18 protein-coding genes are annotated in these 16,728 nt (G+C 68.0%); 3 read left to right on the forward strand and 15 right to left on the reverse strand.

Translation table 11 applies throughout. The features are described from left to right. The 6 genes from ABW137_RS22045 to ABW137_RS22070 form a co-directional block, all read right to left on the reverse strand. Window positions 1-356: gluconeogenesis factor YvcK family protein (locus tag ABW137_RS22045; RefSeq protein ID WP_526403575.1), on the reverse strand; the 356-nt coding region annotated here is incomplete at its 3' end. Beyond that, a complete protein-coding gene (gene rapZ / locus ABW137_RS22050; RefSeq protein ID WP_526403576.1) occupies window positions 353-1,282 on the reverse strand; it encodes an RNase adapter RapZ in 930 nt (309 codons plus the stop codon). The genes ABW137_RS22045 and rapZ, both read right to left, overlap by 4 nt. After that, entirely contained in the window at window positions 1,279-3,261 is a 1,983-nt protein-coding gene (uvrC, locus tag ABW137_RS22055; RefSeq protein ID WP_526403577.1) for an excinuclease ABC subunit UvrC, read from the reverse strand. The genes rapZ and uvrC overlap by 4 nt, the downstream gene beginning before the upstream one ends. A gap of 62 nt (window positions 3,262-3,323) precedes the next feature. Continuing rightward, window positions 3,324-4,667 (reverse strand): UDP-N-acetylmuramoyl-L-alanine--D-glutamate ligase, encoded by a 1,344-nt coding sequence (gene murD / locus ABW137_RS22060; RefSeq protein ID WP_526403578.1) that lies wholly within the window; start codon window positions 4,665-4,667, stop codon window positions 3,324-3,326. An 8-nt stretch (window positions 4,668-4,675) separates the two neighbouring features. Beyond that, window positions 4,676-6,019 carry a MurL-like N-terminal domain-containing gene (locus tag ABW137_RS22065; protein ID WP_526403579.1) on the reverse strand — a complete coding sequence of 448 codons (1,344 nt, stop codon included), beginning with the start codon at window positions 6,017-6,019 and terminating at the stop codon, window positions 4,676-4,678. Further along, entirely contained in the window at window positions 6,016-6,678 is a 663-nt protein-coding gene (locus tag ABW137_RS22070) for a hypothetical protein (RefSeq protein ID WP_526403580.1), read from the reverse strand. The genes ABW137_RS22065 and ABW137_RS22070 overlap by 4 nt, the downstream gene beginning before the upstream one ends. A 143-nt stretch (window positions 6,679-6,821) precedes the next feature. Here ABW137_RS22070 and ABW137_RS22075 point away from each other — a divergent pair, with 143 nt between their 5' ends. After that, complete coding sequence (locus tag ABW137_RS22075) at window positions 6,822-7,286, forward strand: GNAT family N-acetyltransferase (protein WP_526403581.1); 465 nt, start codon at window positions 6,822-6,824, stop codon at window positions 7,284-7,286. Here the strand turns inward: ABW137_RS22075 and ABW137_RS22080 are convergent. The 5 genes from ABW137_RS22080 to ABW137_RS22100 form a co-directional block, all read right to left on the reverse strand. Beyond that, complete coding sequence (locus ABW137_RS22080) at window positions 7,261-7,737, reverse strand: PH domain-containing protein (RefSeq protein WP_526403582.1); 477 nt, start codon at window positions 7,735-7,737, stop codon at window positions 7,261-7,263. The genes ABW137_RS22075 and ABW137_RS22080 overlap by 26 nt on opposite strands. Then, window positions 7,734-8,216 (reverse strand): 6,7-dimethyl-8-ribityllumazine synthase, encoded by a 483-nt coding sequence (gene ribH / locus ABW137_RS22085; protein WP_526403583.1) that lies wholly within the window; start codon window positions 8,214-8,216, stop codon window positions 7,734-7,736. The genes ABW137_RS22080 and ribH overlap by 4 nt, the downstream gene beginning before the upstream one ends. Before the next feature lie 48 nt (window positions 8,217-8,264). Beyond that, window positions 8,265-9,551 (reverse strand): bifunctional 3,4-dihydroxy-2-butanone-4-phosphate synthase/GTP cyclohydrolase II, encoded by a 1,287-nt coding sequence (locus ABW137_RS22090; protein ID WP_526403584.1) that lies wholly within the window; start codon window positions 9,549-9,551, stop codon window positions 8,265-8,267. A gap of 112 nt (window positions 9,552-9,663) precedes the next feature. After that, complete coding sequence (locus tag ABW137_RS22095; RefSeq protein WP_526403585.1) at window positions 9,664-10,272, reverse strand: riboflavin synthase; 609 nt, start codon at window positions 10,270-10,272, stop codon at window positions 9,664-9,666. Window positions 10,273-10,304: 32 nt separating this feature from the next. After that, window positions 10,305-10,814: a GNAT family N-acetyltransferase gene (locus tag ABW137_RS22100; protein WP_526403586.1), complete on the reverse strand. Its 510-nt coding sequence runs from the start codon at window positions 10,812-10,814 to the stop codon at window positions 10,305-10,307. Window positions 10,815-10,878: 64 nt separating this feature from the next. Here ABW137_RS22100 and ABW137_RS22105 point away from each other — a divergent pair, with 64 nt between their 5' ends. Next, on the forward strand, window positions 10,879-11,580 hold the full coding sequence (locus ABW137_RS22105) for an LppX_LprAFG lipoprotein (RefSeq protein ID WP_526403587.1): 702 nt from the start codon (window positions 10,879-10,881) through the stop codon (window positions 11,578-11,580). Continuing rightward, window positions 11,580-13,142: an MFS transporter gene (locus tag ABW137_RS22110; RefSeq protein ID WP_526403591.1), complete on the forward strand. Its 1,563-nt coding sequence runs from the start codon at window positions 11,580-11,582 to the stop codon at window positions 13,140-13,142. The genes ABW137_RS22105 and ABW137_RS22110 overlap by 1 nt, the downstream gene beginning before the upstream one ends. A 3-nt stretch (window positions 13,143-13,145) precedes the next feature. On the opposite strand, the gene ABW137_RS22115 is transcribed toward ABW137_RS22110, so the two are convergent. From ABW137_RS22115 to ABW137_RS22130, 4 genes are all read right to left on the reverse strand, one after another. Continuing rightward, window positions 13,146-13,301 carry a hypothetical protein gene (locus ABW137_RS22115; RefSeq protein ID WP_526403588.1) on the reverse strand — a complete coding sequence of 52 codons (156 nt, stop codon included), beginning with the start codon at window positions 13,299-13,301 and terminating at the stop codon, window positions 13,146-13,148. Window positions 13,302-13,523: 222 nt separating this feature from the next. After that, window positions 13,524-14,525, reverse strand: a complete 1,002-nt coding sequence (gene ribD, locus ABW137_RS22120) for a bifunctional diaminohydroxyphosphoribosylaminopyrimidine deaminase/5-amino-6-(5-phosphoribosylamino)uracil reductase RibD (RefSeq protein WP_526403589.1) — start codon at window positions 14,523-14,525, stop codon at window positions 13,524-13,526. Window positions 14,526-14,532: 7 nt separating this feature from the next. Further along, on the reverse strand, window positions 14,533-15,210 hold the full coding sequence (gene rpe, locus ABW137_RS22125; RefSeq protein WP_526403590.1) for a ribulose-phosphate 3-epimerase: 678 nt from the start codon (window positions 15,208-15,210) through the stop codon (window positions 14,533-14,535). Window positions 15,211-15,274: 64 nt separating this feature from the next. Further along, window positions 15,275-16,639 (reverse strand): transcription antitermination factor NusB, encoded by a 1,365-nt coding sequence (locus ABW137_RS22130; protein ID WP_526403592.1) that lies wholly within the window; start codon window positions 16,637-16,639, stop codon window positions 15,275-15,277. Window positions 16,640-16,728: the final 89 nt, after the last annotated feature.

Here is a 16,728-nt window from a genome sequence, read left to right on the forward strand (position 1 = left end):
CCAAGTATCCGGCCCAATTCGTCAAGCGCCGCAACAGGATCAGCGAGAACCTCGTTGAGCCCGGCCATCAAGAGATTGCCGATGGGATGGCCGGCCAGCGCACCGCTGCCGCCGAACCTGTGTTGCAGGATCGTCGCCCACAGCCGCCCGTGTGGACTGTCAGATGCCAAGGCCGCCAGCGCCATTCGCAGATCAACCGGCGGGACCACATCGAGTTCGCTGCGCAGCCGCCCAGACGAACCACCGTCGTCGGCCACCGTCACAACCGCGGTGACATGCGGAGTCAGCCTGCGTGCCGCGGACAACGTGGCGTAGAGCCCGTGGCCGCCCCCCAGCGCGACGATGCGCGAACTCATTCGCGGCCCAGATCGCGGTGCAGCACTCGCACCGTGAGTTGGTCACCGCCCTGCAACCGTCCCGCCAGCGCCTCGGCCATTGCAACGCTGCGATGCTTACCGCCGGTGCATCCGATGGCTACGGTCATGTAGCGCTTTCCCTCCCGCCGGTAGCCCTCGATCACGAGTTCTAGCAGTCGATGGTAGGTGTCGAGGAACTCCTCCGCGCCCGGCTGCCCCAGTACATACTCGCGGACGGCAGGATGCTGCCCGCTGTGGCGCCGCAGCTCGTCGACCCAGTGCGGGTTCGGCAGGAACCGCACGTCCATCACGGTATCGGCGTCCATCGGCAGCCCGTATTTGAAGCCGAACGACTCGACGGTCACGCTGGTGTAGGCCACCGTCTCGCCGCCGAATGCCCGTTCGATGGCCTCGCGAAGCGCAGGAACGGACAGCTTTGAGGTGTCGATGACCAGATCCGCGGTCGCAAGCACCGGTGCCAGCATGGCCCGCTCTGCGGCGATGCCCTCCGCAAGGGTCTGGTTGCCCTGCAGCGGGTGGCTGCGGCGGTTCTGCTCGTACCGGCGAACCAGGATGTCGTCGGATGCCTCGAGGAACAACACCTGCGGTGTGATATCCCGAGTCGCCAAATCCTTACGGACCCAATCCAAGTCGCCGGTGAAGCCCTTGGATCGCACGTCCATCACTACCGCGAGCTGGGTTATTCGCGAGCCCGCAGCCAAACCGAGATCGACCATGCGGGCGATGAGTTCGGGCGGCAGGTTGTCGGCGACATACCAGCCCAGATCTTCGAGCACCTTGGCCGCCGTGCCTCGACCGGCGCCGGACAGCCCGGTGACGAGCACGACGTCGATGCCTGATTCCGCGACTGACCCGCGGGGCGCGTCCTGCCCCCGCACATCTTCACCCGTTTCGTGTTCTGTCATCCTGATGCTCTGGTCTGATCATCTCCGATAACCGGGGCGGGCGCTGACGATTCGGGCGCTACACCGAGGGCTTCTGCCACGGCCTTCGCGGTCGCCAGCCCGATACCAGGCACCGAAGTGATCTCCTCGAGGCTGGCCTGCTTCAGCCTTGCCACCGATCCGAAGTGGGTGACCAGCGCTTTCCGCCGGTGCTCCCCCAAACCTGGCACCGAATCCAGTGCCGAGGCCGTCATCCGCTTGGACCGCTTGCTGCGGTGGTAGGTGATCGCGAACCGGTGGGCCTCATCGCGGACCCGCTGCAGCAGGAAGAGCCCTTCGCTGTTGCGGGGCATGATCACCGGGTCGGGCTCCGATGGCACCCATACCTCCTCCAGACGCTTGGCCAGCCCGATCACCGCGACATCGGTGACGCCGAGGTCCTCGAGCACCGCAGCGGCCGCGTTGACCTGCGGGGCGCCGCCGTCGACGACGTACAGGTTGGGCGGATAGGCGAACCTGCGCGATTTCCCCTCCGCGGTAAACAAATTCGAGTTCTGCAGATCCGATACGTGCCGCGCGAACCGTCGTCGCGTCACCTCCGCGATGGATGCGACGTCATCGGAACGCCCATCGCCGGCCGCCTCGCGGATCGCGTAGTGCCGGTAGTCGGACTTGCGCGGCAGACCGTCTTCGAACACCACGAGGGACGCCACCACGTCGGTGCCCTGCACGTGGCTGATATCGACGCACTCGATCCGCAACGGGGCATCAGCCAGCCCGAGTGCTTCCTGAATGCTCTGCAGTGCAGCGGATCTCGCGGTGAAATCACCCGCCCGCTTGAGCTTGTGCTGCGTGAGGGCGTCCCGCGCGTTGCGTTGGACCGTCTCGGCCAGTGCGCGTTTATCGCCTCGCATAGGCACCCGAAGCGCCACCCGTGACCCTCGAAGCCCGCACAACCACGTCTCCAGCTCGTCGGCATTGGGCGGCAGCACCGGCACCAGGATCTGGCGGGGCACCGGGTTGGTCGACTCGTCGCCCGTGCCGCCCAACTCGGCCTGATCACCGTAGAACTGCGTGAGGAACTGCTCGACCAGATGCCCCTGACCGGAATCCTCCGGATCACCGGACTTTTCGACGACCCAGCCGCGCTGGCCACGGACCCGACCGCCACGAACGTGGAACACCTGCACGGCGGCTTCGAGTGCGTCATCGGCGAAGGCCACCACATCGGCATCGGTGCCGTCACCGAAGACGACCGTCTGCTTCTCCAACGCCCGCTTGAGCGCGGAGATGTTGTCCCGCAGCCGCGCGGCCCGTTCGAAGTCGAGTGTCTGGGCGGCCTTTGTCATTTCGCGTTCCATGTCGCGAACCAGCCGGTCAGTCTTGCCGGAAAGGAAGTCGCAGAAGTCCAGCACGATCTGCCGATGCTGTTCTGCACTCACCCGCCCGATGCAGGGCGCCGAGCACTTGTCGATGTACCCGAGCAGGCACGGCCGGTCGATCTGCTTGTGCCGCTTGAATACTCCGGCCGAGCAGGTGCGCGCCGGGAAGACCCGGGTCAGCAGGTCCAAGGTCTCCCGGATGGCCCAGGCATGGGAGTACGGACCGAAGTAGCGCACGCCCTTGCGTCGCGGCCCGCGATAGACGAACAGCCGCGGGTACTCCTCGTTGAGCGTCACCGCCAGCACCGGGTAGGACTTGTCGTCGCGGTAGCGGATGTTGAACCGCGGGTCGAATTCCTTGATCCAGTTGTACTCGAGCTGCAGGGCTTCGACTTCGGTGCCGACCACGGTCCACTCGACGCTGCCAGCCGTCATGACCATCTGCCTGGTGCGCGGGGCGAGCCCGGACAGGTCGGCGAAGTACGAGTTGAGTCGGCTTCGGAGGCTCTTCGCCTTGCCGACGTAGATCACCCGGCCGTGCGGATCGCGGAACCGATATACGCCAGGCTCGAGGGGTATCGAGCCCGGCGCAGGCCGGTAGGTCGCTGGATCGGGCACGGGTCCAGATTAGTTCGCGGTCCGACAGCGAACCGCCACCGGACGGACGCGTGCCGAGTCGGTCACGTGACGGCGTCGATGAAACCGCAGTACGCGGCGGCCTTCGCCTCGTAGTTGGCGAAGAGGTCGTAACTCGCCGCGCCGGGTGACAGCAGAACCACGTCGACGTCGACGAGCGCCGATGCCGTGCGCACCGCCGCCTCGAGGGTGTCGACGAGATACGTCCTCGATGGGTGGTCGCGGGCGAAGCCGCTGCCGATGACCGCGCCGTTGGTTGGCGACTGGATCAGCGACACGTTGCGCGCCCCGCTGCGGAGGTAGGCGTCGAGTTGGTCGTAGTTGAGCTGGCGGTCCATGCCGCCGACGATCAGCGCGACGTGCTCGTCGGGGTCCATCGCCCTCAGCGCGGCAGTGACGCTCTCCCCCGTGGTCGCCAGGGTGTCGTCGATCCACCGGGTACGACCGGTGGTGCGTACGGTCTGCAACCGGTGCGGCAGCCCCTGAAACGTCCTGACGGCTGCGTCGAACTCGTCGTCCGTGACGGGCCTGCCGATCACCTCGGCCGCGGCGACGCGCGCCAACGCGCCATTGACGACGTTGTGCTCGTAGGTCATCAGCGAGCGGTTGGAACCTTCCCGCTCGCCCCTGGAACCGGTCCGGCCGACGTCCGCCGGATCGACGAGGCGCAGCTCCGGTTCGATCGCGGTGATCCCGAGCCTGCCGAGGGCGCCGACGACGTCTGGGGTGGTGACCAGCGAACGGGCTCCGTTGCGGAAGACGTTCGCCTTGGCGAAGTAGTACGAATCCCGGTCACCATGCCAATCCAGGTGATCCTCATACAGATTGGTGATCACCGCCACGGCAGGCGACGTGGTCAACAGGGCGGCCTGCTGGCTGGAGATCTCGGCGACGACGGTGACGTCGCCGTCGGGTGCGAGGTCCGACAGGGGTGTCCCGATGTTGCCTGCGACGATGGCGTCGACGCCGACGTGGTTCAGCAAATGCCCGAGAAACGACGCCGTGGTGCTCTTGCCCTTGGTCCCGGTGACACCGATGGTCGACGAACCGTGCCGAGCCATGAACCAGTCCGCGGCGCTGGAGATCCTCTTGCCCGAAGCGCGGAGCTCCTCGAAGAACGGTTGATGCCACGGCACACCCGGGCTGACGAAGACGATGTCGCAGTCCCGCAGCCGGGCGAGGTGCTCGGCACCCCGAAACACCGTCAGATTCGCCGCCAAGTCGCCCAAGCCCTCGGGTTCCTCGAAGGGTCGGCGGCCCGCGTCGTCGACGGCCTCGATGCGCGCCGCCCCCGCCGCCGCGGCGGCTCTGGCAATCGACACGCCTTCACGACCGAAACCCCAGATGCCCACGGTGGAGCCGGCGAGCTCGAACTGAGATCCGGTCACTGCCTTGCCTATGCCGACGGTCGCGTGCTCAGCGTCGCGACATACCGCGCGGGCACGTAGTCGACCGCGTTCTCGGGCTCCGGCGAGGAGGCGACGACCTTCAATTCGTCGCGCCGTGTGCGGAACTCCTCGACCAGTGACGCGCCACGCCACTCGTCGGAATCCAAGATCGACAGCAGCGACTCCGCAGCCTCGTAGTACTCGCCGACGCATTCGAATGGCTTGTGCACGCCGAGACCGACGATGTCCTCGAAGCCGGGGCGGTTCTCGTTGTCCGCGAGAAGGTTTCGGCCGAAGATGGCCTCGACTTCACTGCGTCCCAGCCGGGGTGCCATCAGCACGTACACGAACAGGCACTTTGGGCAGTGCCCGCACCACGTCGCACCTCGGCGGCCCGCGTCGATCGCGAAGGGCCGGTTGCAGCTGATGAAGTCACGGAAGTATTGGGGGCTGTCGCGGAAGCGGTCGGCGATCTCGGACTCCGAGAGCGGTCGCAGCAGCGAGAAGTACCTGTCGGGGTTGAGGCCGTACCGCGCCAACGTGTCGCGCAGCAGCGTCTCGTACGAGATGCTCTTGGACCATTGGTGATTGACGTCACGCCCCAGCCAGGTGATGTTCCCGACGTTGGACGACCGCTCGTTGGACAGCACCACCGGGCCCAGCCCGTTGGCGTCGGCGACGACGAGTCCAATCACACTGTTGATCGCCGTGACGGGAACGTGCCCGTTGTGCGCCCCACGGGCGTTGATCTCGATCAGCCCGGGGTCGATGCGTCGGGTCACCCGCACGCTGTCGAGTCCACTGATCTCGATGCACCGGTCGATTGGATCGAACTTGTTGACGCTGAATAGCATCGGCTCGAAACCGTGCCGCTTGAGGGCCTCGATGGTCACCACCGAGTCCTTGCCGCCGCCGACGGGCACCAGTGGCGCCGCTTCGCCGTCCCATGCGTCCGCGGCGGTCGGCGGGGTGTCGGCGTCGGTGCCGGTAATCGCGGGGGTCAGGGCGTCGGGCAGGGAGCTGCGGTAGGCGAACTCACCGAGTCCGCCGGCGATGAGCTCCGCGAGGTAGTCGCGCTCGAATGGGTGTGTCGGAAAGGCGATTTCGATCGACGGTGGAGCCGCCGCCTTGTAGTAGCTCGGTGAGCACGTGAGGGCGAGCAATCGCAGAAGCCGGTCGTCGGGCTCTTGGTCGCCGATCGCCGCCGCGAAGTTCACCACCTCGGTGAAGGCCACGTCGTCGGCGGGATCGACGCCCCGCAGCGTGTAGTGGGCGCGGAACGTGCCGTCGGCCTGCTCGTACCCGTCGATCGACATGGCTCGGTACGCGCCCGGGTCGAACACCTGACTCATGCCCACCTCCCGAATGGCGCCGACGAGGTGGAGTCGAACGGCAGCCGCACGCCGTCGAGTTCGGCGACCGGATGCAGCTCATACCGCGGCGAAATCCACCAGGCACGTTGCGGGCCAGTCGGAACGGCCTCGACACGGTCGATCCCGGAGACGGCGCCGCACTGTTCGAGCTGCGCCAGGATCGACGTTGGTTCGGGGTTGTCGACCCCAACCAGCTGGCCTCCCCCGGACTCGAACACCAGCGCGCCGAGGTGCGGGACTCCGCCGGTTACGCAGTCGGCGAAGCCGCGGCCGGCCAACCAGCGGGCCCGCTGATCGACGTCGCCGCGACTCGTCGTCCGCGCCGCCATGCGCCGCCACCACGGATCCGACGCGGTGTGGGCATGGGGTACGGCGTCGTCGACGGTGACGCGCACCGCTGCCCGACGGGGCCGCACCGCCGCTCCGGTGACGAAGATCTGGGGCGCACCGCCCGCCGTGGCGATCGTGACGTCGGCCGCAACCGGCGCGGCTCCGACCGTCATCCGGAATGCGGCGATCGCCGAGCTCAGCTCCGCCACGGACGGCATGGGGACGGCGAAGAAATCGGCAACCTCCCGTAGGTACCGCCAGGTGTCGTCGACGTCGAGCGGCACGCCGTCGACCAGCGGGATCGTCATTGTGGGATTGGTCCCGGGTTGCGCGATGAGCTGCGTGGCGCAGAGTTGCGGAGTATCGATTTCCGGAGCGGTCGTCGACGTGCAAAAATCGGTCACTATCAGCGAATTCTAACGTATCGCAGAACGGAGTCATGCGACGCCGCATGAGCGCCCCACCAGTCACCCGGCTCGACGAAGCGGACTGGCGTGTGTTCGCCACGCTGCGGTTGCGTGCGTTGACCGACACGCTCGGCACGCTCGACCCCCAGTATCGCCAGGAGATGACGTTCACGGCGGCGCAGTGGCGGCGCAGGCTGCGCGCCCACGCCCAGTTCGTCGCCCGCGCCGACGGTCACCTCGTCGGGTTGATCGGCGCCCAACGCGACACGGCCGAATCGGTCTACCTCTACTCGCTGTGGCTGGAGCCCGCCGCCCGCGGCAGGGGCCTGGGGATGGCGCTGGTGTCGGCGGCCCTGGACTGGGCCCGGAGCCAGAGCGCCCGCGTCGTGACCCTGCGCGTCGATCCAGCCAACGCCGCCGCGCGCGCCGTCTACGAGACGCTGGGGTTCGACGTCATCGACACCGCAGGCAAGGCGAACGAGATCACGATGTCGCTGAAGGTCGGCTGACGTACTTCGCCACCAACTCCCGCACGCGGTCCATCGCGTCGACGGCGCGCTCCTTGTCGACTGCCTGAATCGCCATCAACGGGATGTACTCGTCGTCGAGAAGGTCGACGCGGGCCCACCTCGCACCGAGCGGGAAGGACACGTCGACGACGTCCGACCACGGAATCAATCGGTAGGCCAACAGGTTTCGCACGTCGAGTCCGTCCGGCCCCACCCGCAATCGGGGCCTAGCGAAGAGCAGCACCAAGCCACCGATGATGATGCCGAGCAGCCCGATCGCCACCTGGTCGGCGGTCTGGAAGATCACGCCGGACGACCCGATCTTGAGCAGCAAGCCGACGGTGATGTGCGCCGCCGCGATCAGGACGGCCGCAGCGTAGGCGAAGTACGGCGTGAGGTGGGGCCGGACCTCCAGATCGCAGCCCGTCGGGGAACCTTCCGAGCCGGTCACGACGTCTTGCGCAGATCTCGCAGCGTCAACGCGGTGGACAGCGCGGCCGCGGTGGCCTGGGCGCCCTTGTCCTCGACCGACCCGGGCAACCCGGCGCGGTCGAGGGCCTGCTGCTCGGTGTTGGTGGTCAGCACACCGTTGGCCACCGGCGTCCCTTCGTCGAGCGACACCCTGGTCAAGCCGGCGGTGACGGCGTCACACACGTAGTCGAAGTGCGGTGTCTGCCCCTGGATGACCACGCCGAGGGCCACCACGGCATCGTGGGTCTTGGCCAATTGCTGTGCGACGACGGGGATCTCGATGGCGCCGAGCACCCGAACCACGTCGGGATCGTCGACGCCCGACGACGACGCGAACTTGCGCGCCCCGTCGAGCAGGGCATCGCAGATCGTCGTGTGCCACGTGCTGGCCACGATGGCGAGCCGAACTCCCGCCGCATCCACCGGAGGCATCTCCGGGACGCCCGCGCCTCCGCTCACCGTCGTTCTCCGCCCGAGTCGCTCACCGTCGTTCTCCCCCCGAGCCGCTCACTGCGACGCTCCGCCCACGTCAGTCGCAGGCACCGGGTAGACCGTCTCGTCGTAGTCGTCGAGGCCGATCAGGTCGTGGCCCATCCTGTCGCGCTTGGTCATCAGATAGCGGATGTTCTCGGAGTTGGCGCGCACGGGCAGCGGCACCCGCTCGATGATGTGCAGTCCGTAGCCGTCCAAACCCACGCGTTTCGCTGGATTGTTGGTCAGCAGTCGCATGGACCGAATGCCGAGGTCGACGAGGATCTGCGCCCCGATTCCGTAGTCGCGGGCATCGGCGGGCAGGCCCAACTTCAGGTTGGCGTCGACGGTGTCCTCGCCGGCGTCCTGCAGCTGATAGGCCTGCAATTTGTGCAGCAGGCCGATACCGCGACCCTCGTGGCCCCGCATGTACAGGATCACGCCGCGTCCTTCGTCGGCGACCATCGCCATGGCCGCGTCCAGCTGAGGGCCGCAGTCGCAGCGCCGGGACCCGAACACGTCACCGGTCAGGCACTCGGAGTGCACCCGGACTAGGACGTCGTGTCCGTCGCCGTCGGGTCCGCTGATGTCGCCGCGGACCAGTGCGACGTGCTCGACGTCGTCGTAGATGCTGGTGTAGCCGACCGCCCGGAACTCGCCGTGGCGGGTCGGGATGCGTGCCTCGGCGATGCGCTCGATGTGTCGCTCGTGCTTGCGCCGCCACTCGATGAGGTCCGCGATGGAGATCAGCGCCAGGCCGTGGTCGTCGGCGAAGACGCGCAGCTCGTCGGTCTGCGCCATCTCGCCCTCGTCCTTCTGGCTGACGATCTCGCAGATCGCGCCCGCGGGTTGCAGGCCTGCCAAGCGGGCCAGGTCGACCGCGGCCTCGGTGTGGCCGGGCCGCCGGAGCACCCCGCCGTCCTTGGCGCGCAGCGGGACGACGTGACCCGGCTTGGTGAAGTCGTCGGCGACGGCTGCGGGATCGGCGAGCAACCGCATGGTCGTGGCGCGGTCGGAAGCGGAGATACCGGTGCCGACGCCCTTGCGGGCATCGACCGTGACGGTGTACGCGGTGCCGTGCTTGTCCTGGTTCACCGCATACATCGGAAGCAGACCGAGCCGGTCGCAGACGTCTCCATCGAGCGGGACGCACAGGTAGCCCGACGTGTACCGGACCATGAAGGCCACCAGTTCGGGGGTCGCCTTCTCGGCGGCGAAGATCAGATCGCCTTCGTTCTCGCGGTCCTCGTCGTCGATGACCACCACGGCCTTGCCCGCCGCGATGTCGGCTATCGCCCGTTCGACGGAATCCAGCCTCGTCATCACTGCCACCCTTGCCATCCCGTCGGGACCATCGTGCTCCGCGCGTTTGGAACGCCTCTCAGTATGAACCAAACGGACGTGAAGCTTATTGCTTGCTCCTGCGGGCCCACGTTCAGGTCGTCGGCGGGTGGTCGCTGGCGAGCAACCGTTCGACGTATTTCGCGATGACGTCGACTTCGAGGTTGACGGGCGTGCCGACCGCGGCTCGGCCCAAGGTCGTCATGGCAAGCGTGGTCGGGATCAGGGACACCTCGAACCAGTCCAACCCCAGCCCCGAGACGGTCAACGAAATGCCATCGACGGTGATCGAGCCCTTCTCCACCACGTAGCGCGACAGCGCGACGGGTAGCGCGATGCGCACCACTTCCCAGTGCTCCGAGGGGGATCTGGCGATGACGTGACCGGTGCCGTCGACGTGGCCCTGGACGATGTGCCCACCAAGCCTGCCGTTGATGGCGGCGGCACGTTCGAGGTTGACGTGACTGCCCACCTCGACGCCCTGCAGGCTCGAGCGGTTGAGCGTCTCGGCCATCACGTCTGCAGTGAAGGCACCGTCCGGGAGCAGGTCGACGACCGTGAGACAGACCCCGTTGACCGCGATCGAATCGCCGTGGCCCGCGTCGGTGGTGACGAGCGGGCCGCGGATGACGAATCGGGCGGCGTCGGCAAGATCTTCCTTGCCGAGCACCTCCCCCAACTCTTCGACGATGCCGGTGAACATGATGGCCAGGCTAATCGCCGTCGAGCCCAGCGCTAACCGTCGCCCGCCTGAAACAGCTGCTTCTCCGCGAAGAACGTGGCGACGGGGTTGCCGTTGAAGTTCGCGACCGGGACGTATCCCTCCGCTTCGTACATCCGCCGAGCCCCCTCCTGCCGGGGCCCCGTGTCGAGCCGGACCACCGAGTACCCGAGCGCACGCGCTGCATCCTCCAACGCGTGCAAGAGAATTCGCGCCACGCCCCGACCGCGGGCCTCGGGGATCACGTACATGCGCTTGATTTCGCATGCCCCGTCGGGCAACCGCTTGAGACCGCCGCCACACACGGCGACGCCATCTCGGTAACCCACCAGGAACGTGCCACCCGGCGGCCCGAGTTCGGCGGGGCCTGCCTTCGGCATGTCCGGTCCGTCGATGTCCAGCCCACCGGAACCGGCACCGACGTCCCAATACAGCTCGCGCATCTCGGCGACCATCGCCGCCAACATCGCGGCGGCATCGCCGACGTCGGCCGGGACGCGCCGAAAGTCCAGGTCAGTAGCCACGATTCCACTTCTACCCGGTCCCCGGGGCAGCGGGCTACTCCCCGGTACCCACTACGATGCAGTAATGCAGACGCGCCCACGCATTGCCGTCCTGGTGTCCATCTTCGCTGTGCTCGCGCTGGTCGCAGGCTGTGGATCGTCGGGGTCGTCCGACGCCCCGCTGCCCGATGCGGCGACCCTGATCAAGGACTCGGACCAGACGACCCGCAAGCAGCAGAGCGTCCACCTGGAGCTGACGGTCGCCGGAACCATCCCAGAACTGCCCATCGAGACCCTCAGTGGGGACCTGACCAACGCCCCCGCCGTCGCGGCGCAGGGCAAGGCCACCATCCTCGCCTTCGGTCAGACGTTCAAGGACGTCGAATTCGTGGTCGCGGACGGCAATCTCTTCGGCGCACTGACCCCGGGCGGGGGCTTCACCGACTTCGGCCCCGCCGCCGAGATCTACGACGTTTCGGCGATCCTGAGTCCCGACGTCGGATTGGCCAACGTGCTCGCCAACTTCACCGAGCCGAAGGCAGAGGGCCGCGAGAACGTCGGCGGCGTCGACACCGTCAAGATCACCGGCAAGGTCAGCGGCGAGGCCGTCAACGGCATCGCGCCTCAGCTCGCCGCCACCGGCGCCGTGCCCGCCACGGTGTGGATCAAGGAAGACGGCGATCACGAACTGATCCAGGCCAAGCTGGAACCGTCGGCAGGCAACAGCGTCCAGATGACGATGACCGAATGGGGCAAGTCCGTGACCGTCACCAAGCCCGCCGTGTGATGTCGGGATCTCACGCAGCGAAAGCCGAGTCGACGGCGTCCTCCAGCCGCAGGATCGCGATCACGGCGGGCGGCCTCGCCGTCCTGCTCGGAGCGCTCGACACCTACGTCGTCATCTCCGTCATCAACGACATCATGCGGGACATCGGGATCGCGCTGAATCAGATCCAGCAGGTCACGCCGATCATCACCTGTTATCTACTCGGCTACATCGCGGCGATGCCGTTGCTGGGCAGGGCGTCGGATCGGTTCGGCCGCAAGCTCGTCCTGCAACTCAGCCTGGCCGGGTTCGCCGTCGGCTCGGTGGTCACCGCGTTGTCCGACGACGTCGTCATGATGGTCGTCGGTCGCTTCATCCAGGGCACCGCCAGTGGCGCGTTGCTCCCGGTCACCCTGGCGCTGGCGGCCGATCTCTGGTCCGCCAAGAACCGGGCCAGCGTGCTCGGCGGGATCGGCGCATCCCAGGAACTCGGCAGCGTGCTGGGGCCGCTCTACGGCATCACCGTGGTGTGGGCGCTGAACAGCTGGCGCGACGTGTTCTGGATCAACGTGCCGTTGGCGCTCATCGCGATGGTGATGATCCACTTCAGTCTGCCGGGTTCGGAGAAGGACGGTCCGCGGGAGAAGGTCGACGTCGTCGGCGGCCTGCTCCTGGCGATCGCCTTGGGGCTCATGGTCTTCGGCATGTACAACCCGTCGCCCGACGGCAAGCAGGTCTTCCCCAGCTGGGGGCTGCCGGTACTGGGCGCCGCAGTGGTCGCAGTCATCGCGTTCTTCGTGTGGGAGAAGTTCGCCAGCACCCGGCTGATCGACCCGACCGGGGTCAAGTTCCGGCCGTTCCTCGCGGCGCTGGCGTCATCGCTGTGCGCCGGGGCAGCACTGATGGTCACGTTGGTGAACGTCGAACTGTTCGGCCAGGGCGTCCTCGGCAAGGAACAGAACGAAACCCTGTTCCTCCTGCTGTGGTTCCTGGCCGCCCTCCCCGTCGGCGCCGTGGTCGGCGGATTGATCGCCACCAGGATCGGCGACCGGACCGTGGCGTTCGTCGGACTGCTCATCGCGGCCGTCGCCTACTGGCTGGTGTCGCACTGGACGGTCGACGTGCTGTCCGCGCACCACGACCTCGGGATCGTCTCCCTACCGACCCTGCCCACCGATCTGGTGCTGGCCGGCATCGGCCTCGGGTTGGTCATCGGACCGCTGACGTCGGCGACCCTGCGGATCGTCCCCGGCGCGCAACACGGAATCGCTTCCGCCGCAGTGGTTGTCGCGCGGATGATCGGCATGCTGATCGGGTTGGCGTCGCTGAGCGCATGGGGCCTGTACCGCTTCAATCAATACCTGGCCGAGCTACCGAAGCCGACGGGCGGAAATCTGCTTGAGGTCGGAAAGCAGCTCGCCGCCAACGTGAAGACGGCCTACACGATGCAATACGGCGAGATCTTCTTCATCACGATGATCGTGTGCGTGGTTGGCGCGGTGTTCGGGTTGTTGATCAGCGCCAAGAACGAACACGCCGAAGAACCCGACGCGGCGACCGAGATCATCACCGCGCAGCGGTAGCGGTCAGCAGCGCTCGACGCCCGGGCTGATCAGCTTGAGTTCGGTGCGCTCGTCGGCGTCCGGGGTGCTCAGTACCGCCCGCAGTGGGCGGCAGACCATTTGCTTGATGGTGTTCTGATCGACGGGGCGAAGGCTGAGCCAGTCCTGCAGTGCAGTCATTTGCTCTTCGTCCTTTGCGATGGTGGAGCCCTCTTTGGGCAGCCTGGCCGGAGTGACCTCGACTTTGACTCCAATTTTACGGGGGTAGCCCACATCAGCCCGGTCTCCCTGGGGCTGCTGAGGTCTCAAACCAGTAACGAGTCGCCCAACGGAGGCATTCCGTAGGTGACCCGAGTCACATTGGCGATCAAGGGAATTGCAGGTCTCACCGATCGGGGTGGTTCAGCCGGGGACCAGACTGAGGCGCAGATCCGCGCCGTGACGTTCCGTGCCGTCGAAACGCCATCGCTGCGCCTGGGCGATGCTCAGCACGCCCACGTCGTCGACCGCACTGACCGGTCCGCCCAGCAGGATGGGCGCCACGTAGGCCAGGATGCGATCCACCACTCCCGCCCGCAGGAACGCCCCCGCCAGGGTCGGGCCGCCTTCGACGAGGACGTCGGTGCGATCGGCCAATGCGCGGATCACCTCGTGGGGGTCTCTGGTGCGAATCACCATCGTCCGCGAATCGTCGTTGAGCACCCTTGCGTCCTGGGAGATGTCCCGCTCGCCAACGACGACGCGCAGCGGCTGCCGGTCGGCGAGGGTGCCGTCGGGCAGCCGCGCCGTGAGGGTGGGGTCGTCGGCGAATACCGTGCCGGTCCCCACGACGATGGCGTCGGCGACGGCGCGCAGACGATGGACGTCGGCCCGCGCCGCCTCGCCGGTGATCCATCTGCTGCTGCCGTCGGCGGCCGCGCTGCGCCCGTCGACACTCGCCGCGAACTTCCACGTGACGTGGGGCCGCCCGGTGCGTTGCCGGTGCAACCACTCCCGCAGCGGTCCGCCGGCGACCTCGTCGGCGCCCACGCCAACCTCGACCGACACACCGGCCTCCGCGAGCCTCGCCGCGCCTCCGGCCGCGACGGGATTCGGATCGGCGACGGCGTAGACCACCCGCGAGACCCCGGCGGCGATCAGGGCATCCACGCACGGCGGGGTTCGGCCGTGGTGGTTGCACGGCTCCAACGTGACGACCGCGACCCCGCCGATCGCACGCTCCCCCGCCCTCCGCAGTGCCACCACTTCGGCGTGCGGGCCGCCGGGCGGTTGCGTGGCGCCGACGCCGGCGATGGCGCCGTCGCGATCCAGAATCACCGCTCCGACAGGCGGATTCGGATACGTGGCGCCCTTGACACCCTCGGCCTGCGCGATGGCCGACCGCATGGCCGCCTGGACGTTCACCGGTCGGTCACTGCGCCAGGTGCTTCGAGGCCGCAGCCGCCTGCCTGCGCAGCGCCGCTACGGCCGCGGCCGGATCGGCCGCGCCGAAGACGGCCGAACCCGCGACGAAGCAGTCCACCCCGGCCTCGGCGGCGGCTTCGATGGTGTCGGCGTTGATGCCGCCGTCGATCTCCACGACGACGGTCAGCTCGCCAGCATCGACCAACCGGCGGACGGCGCTGACCTTCGACAACACCTCGGGGATGAACTTCTGCCCGCCGAACCCGGGTTCCACCGACATCACCAGCAGGGTGTCGAAGTCGCGGAGGAGCTCCAGATAGGGCTCGATGGGCGTACCGGGCTTGACGCTGAGCCCCGCCCTGGCGCCCGCAGCGCGGATGTCGCGGGCGACGGCGACGGGATCGTCGGCGGCCTCGGCATGGAACGTCACGTTGTAGGCACCTGCCTCGGCGTACGGCGGCGCCCATCGGGCCGGATCGTCGATCATCAGATGGCAGTCCATCGGGATGTCGGTCACCTTGAGAAGGCTCTCGACGACGGGAAGTCCGAGCGTCAGGTTCGGCACGAAGTGGTTGTCCATGACGTCGACGTGCAACCAGTCGGAGCCGGCCACCGCTGCGGTCTCGTCGGCCAGCCTGGCGAAGTCGGCGGCCAGGATCGAGGGCGCGATCAGGGGTTCAGCCATGGCGTCAGCTTAGGTTCGGCGGGAGGGAGCGAAGCGACCCGGGGTGTCCCGGGGTGTATGGGGTTCAACGCTCGACCCGAAGGGCCGCCGCGAACATGGCGTCGGTGCCGTGCCGGTGCGGCCACAGTTGAACGTACGGTCCGTCGCCGAGTCCGTCGATGGGGTTGCCCGCCTCGAACAGTGGCCGGGTGTCGATCGCCGTGACGGGGTGGCGGCGCAGGGCATCGGCGACTACCCCGACGGTCTCGGCCAGATGCGGCGAGCACGTGGCATAGAGCACCACGCCGCCTGAGCGGGTCAACGCGATGGCCGAGGCCAGCAGCTCGCGTTGCAACTTGGCCAATGGCGGCACGTCCCCCGGCTGGCGGCGCCACCGGGCTTCGGGCCTGCGGCGCAACGCGCCCAATCCCGTGCAGGGCGCATCGACCAGCACGCGATCGAACGATGCGGGTTCCAGGCCACTCTCACGGCCGTCGACGCGCAGCACGTCGACGTCCAGGCCACGAACGTTGTGCTCGACCAACTCGGCCCGATGGGGGGCAGGCTCGACCGCCGTCACGTGAGCACCCGATCCGGCTCCGATGGCGGCCAACAACGCCGTCTTGCCGCCGGGGCCTGCGCAGAGGTCCAGCCACCGATCGTCCTGCCCATCGAGCGGTGCCAGGGTCAGCGCGCGGGCCACCAGCTGACTGCCCTCGTCCTGCACCTGCGCCGCGCCGTCGCGCATCGCCGCCAGGTGCCCCGGGTCGCCACCGGCCAGGTATACGGCGTACGGCGAGTAGTTGCCGACCTCGCCGCCCACCGCGGATGCCAGCGCCTCTGCCGTCATCACGCCGGGGCGGGCGGCCAGGTGCACCAGCGGGCGGTCGTTGTCGCTGGCGAGCAGTGCCCCCAGTTCGCCTGCCTTCGCGCCGAGGGCGTCGGTGAACGCCTGCGCGATCCACCGCGGGTGGGCGTGCGTGAACGCGATGTGGCCGACGGGATCGGTGTCCGCGGGTGGAGCGAGTTCGGCGATCCAGGATTCCTCGTCGCGGGCCGCGATGGTGCGCAGGGTACCGTTGACGAAACCTGCTCGCGCCGTGTCGAATTCGATGGCTGCCTGTTCGACGGTGGTGTCGACGGCGGCGTGCGCGTCGACCCGGGTCCGCAGCAGCTGATAGGTGCCGAGCCGCAGCAGGTCGAGCAGAACGGGGTCGATCCTGTCCACCGACCGGTTCGCCGCGTGGACGATGACGGCGTCCAGCAGACCCAGAGCGCGGCACGCGCCGTAAGTGAGTTCGGTGGCGAATGCGGCGTCCCGGCCGGTGATGTCACGCTCACGCAGCAGGCCTGGCAACACCAGGTTGGCGTAGGCGTCGCGCTGCGACACGGCGCGAAGGACGTCGAACGCCGCCTGCCGCGCCGGGTCGAGGGGTTTGCGCTGCGGCACCCGGCTGCCGTGTGGACGGCCACCGCGGGGGCTGTTCCCGCGCGGACCCTGCCCGCGCGGGGTGTTGCCGCGCGGGCCCTTCCCGCGCG

The sequence above is a fragment of the Mycobacterium sp. genome, assembly GCF_040509115.1.
Lineage (GTDB): Bacteria > Actinomycetota > Actinomycetes > Mycobacteriales > Mycobacteriaceae > Mycobacterium.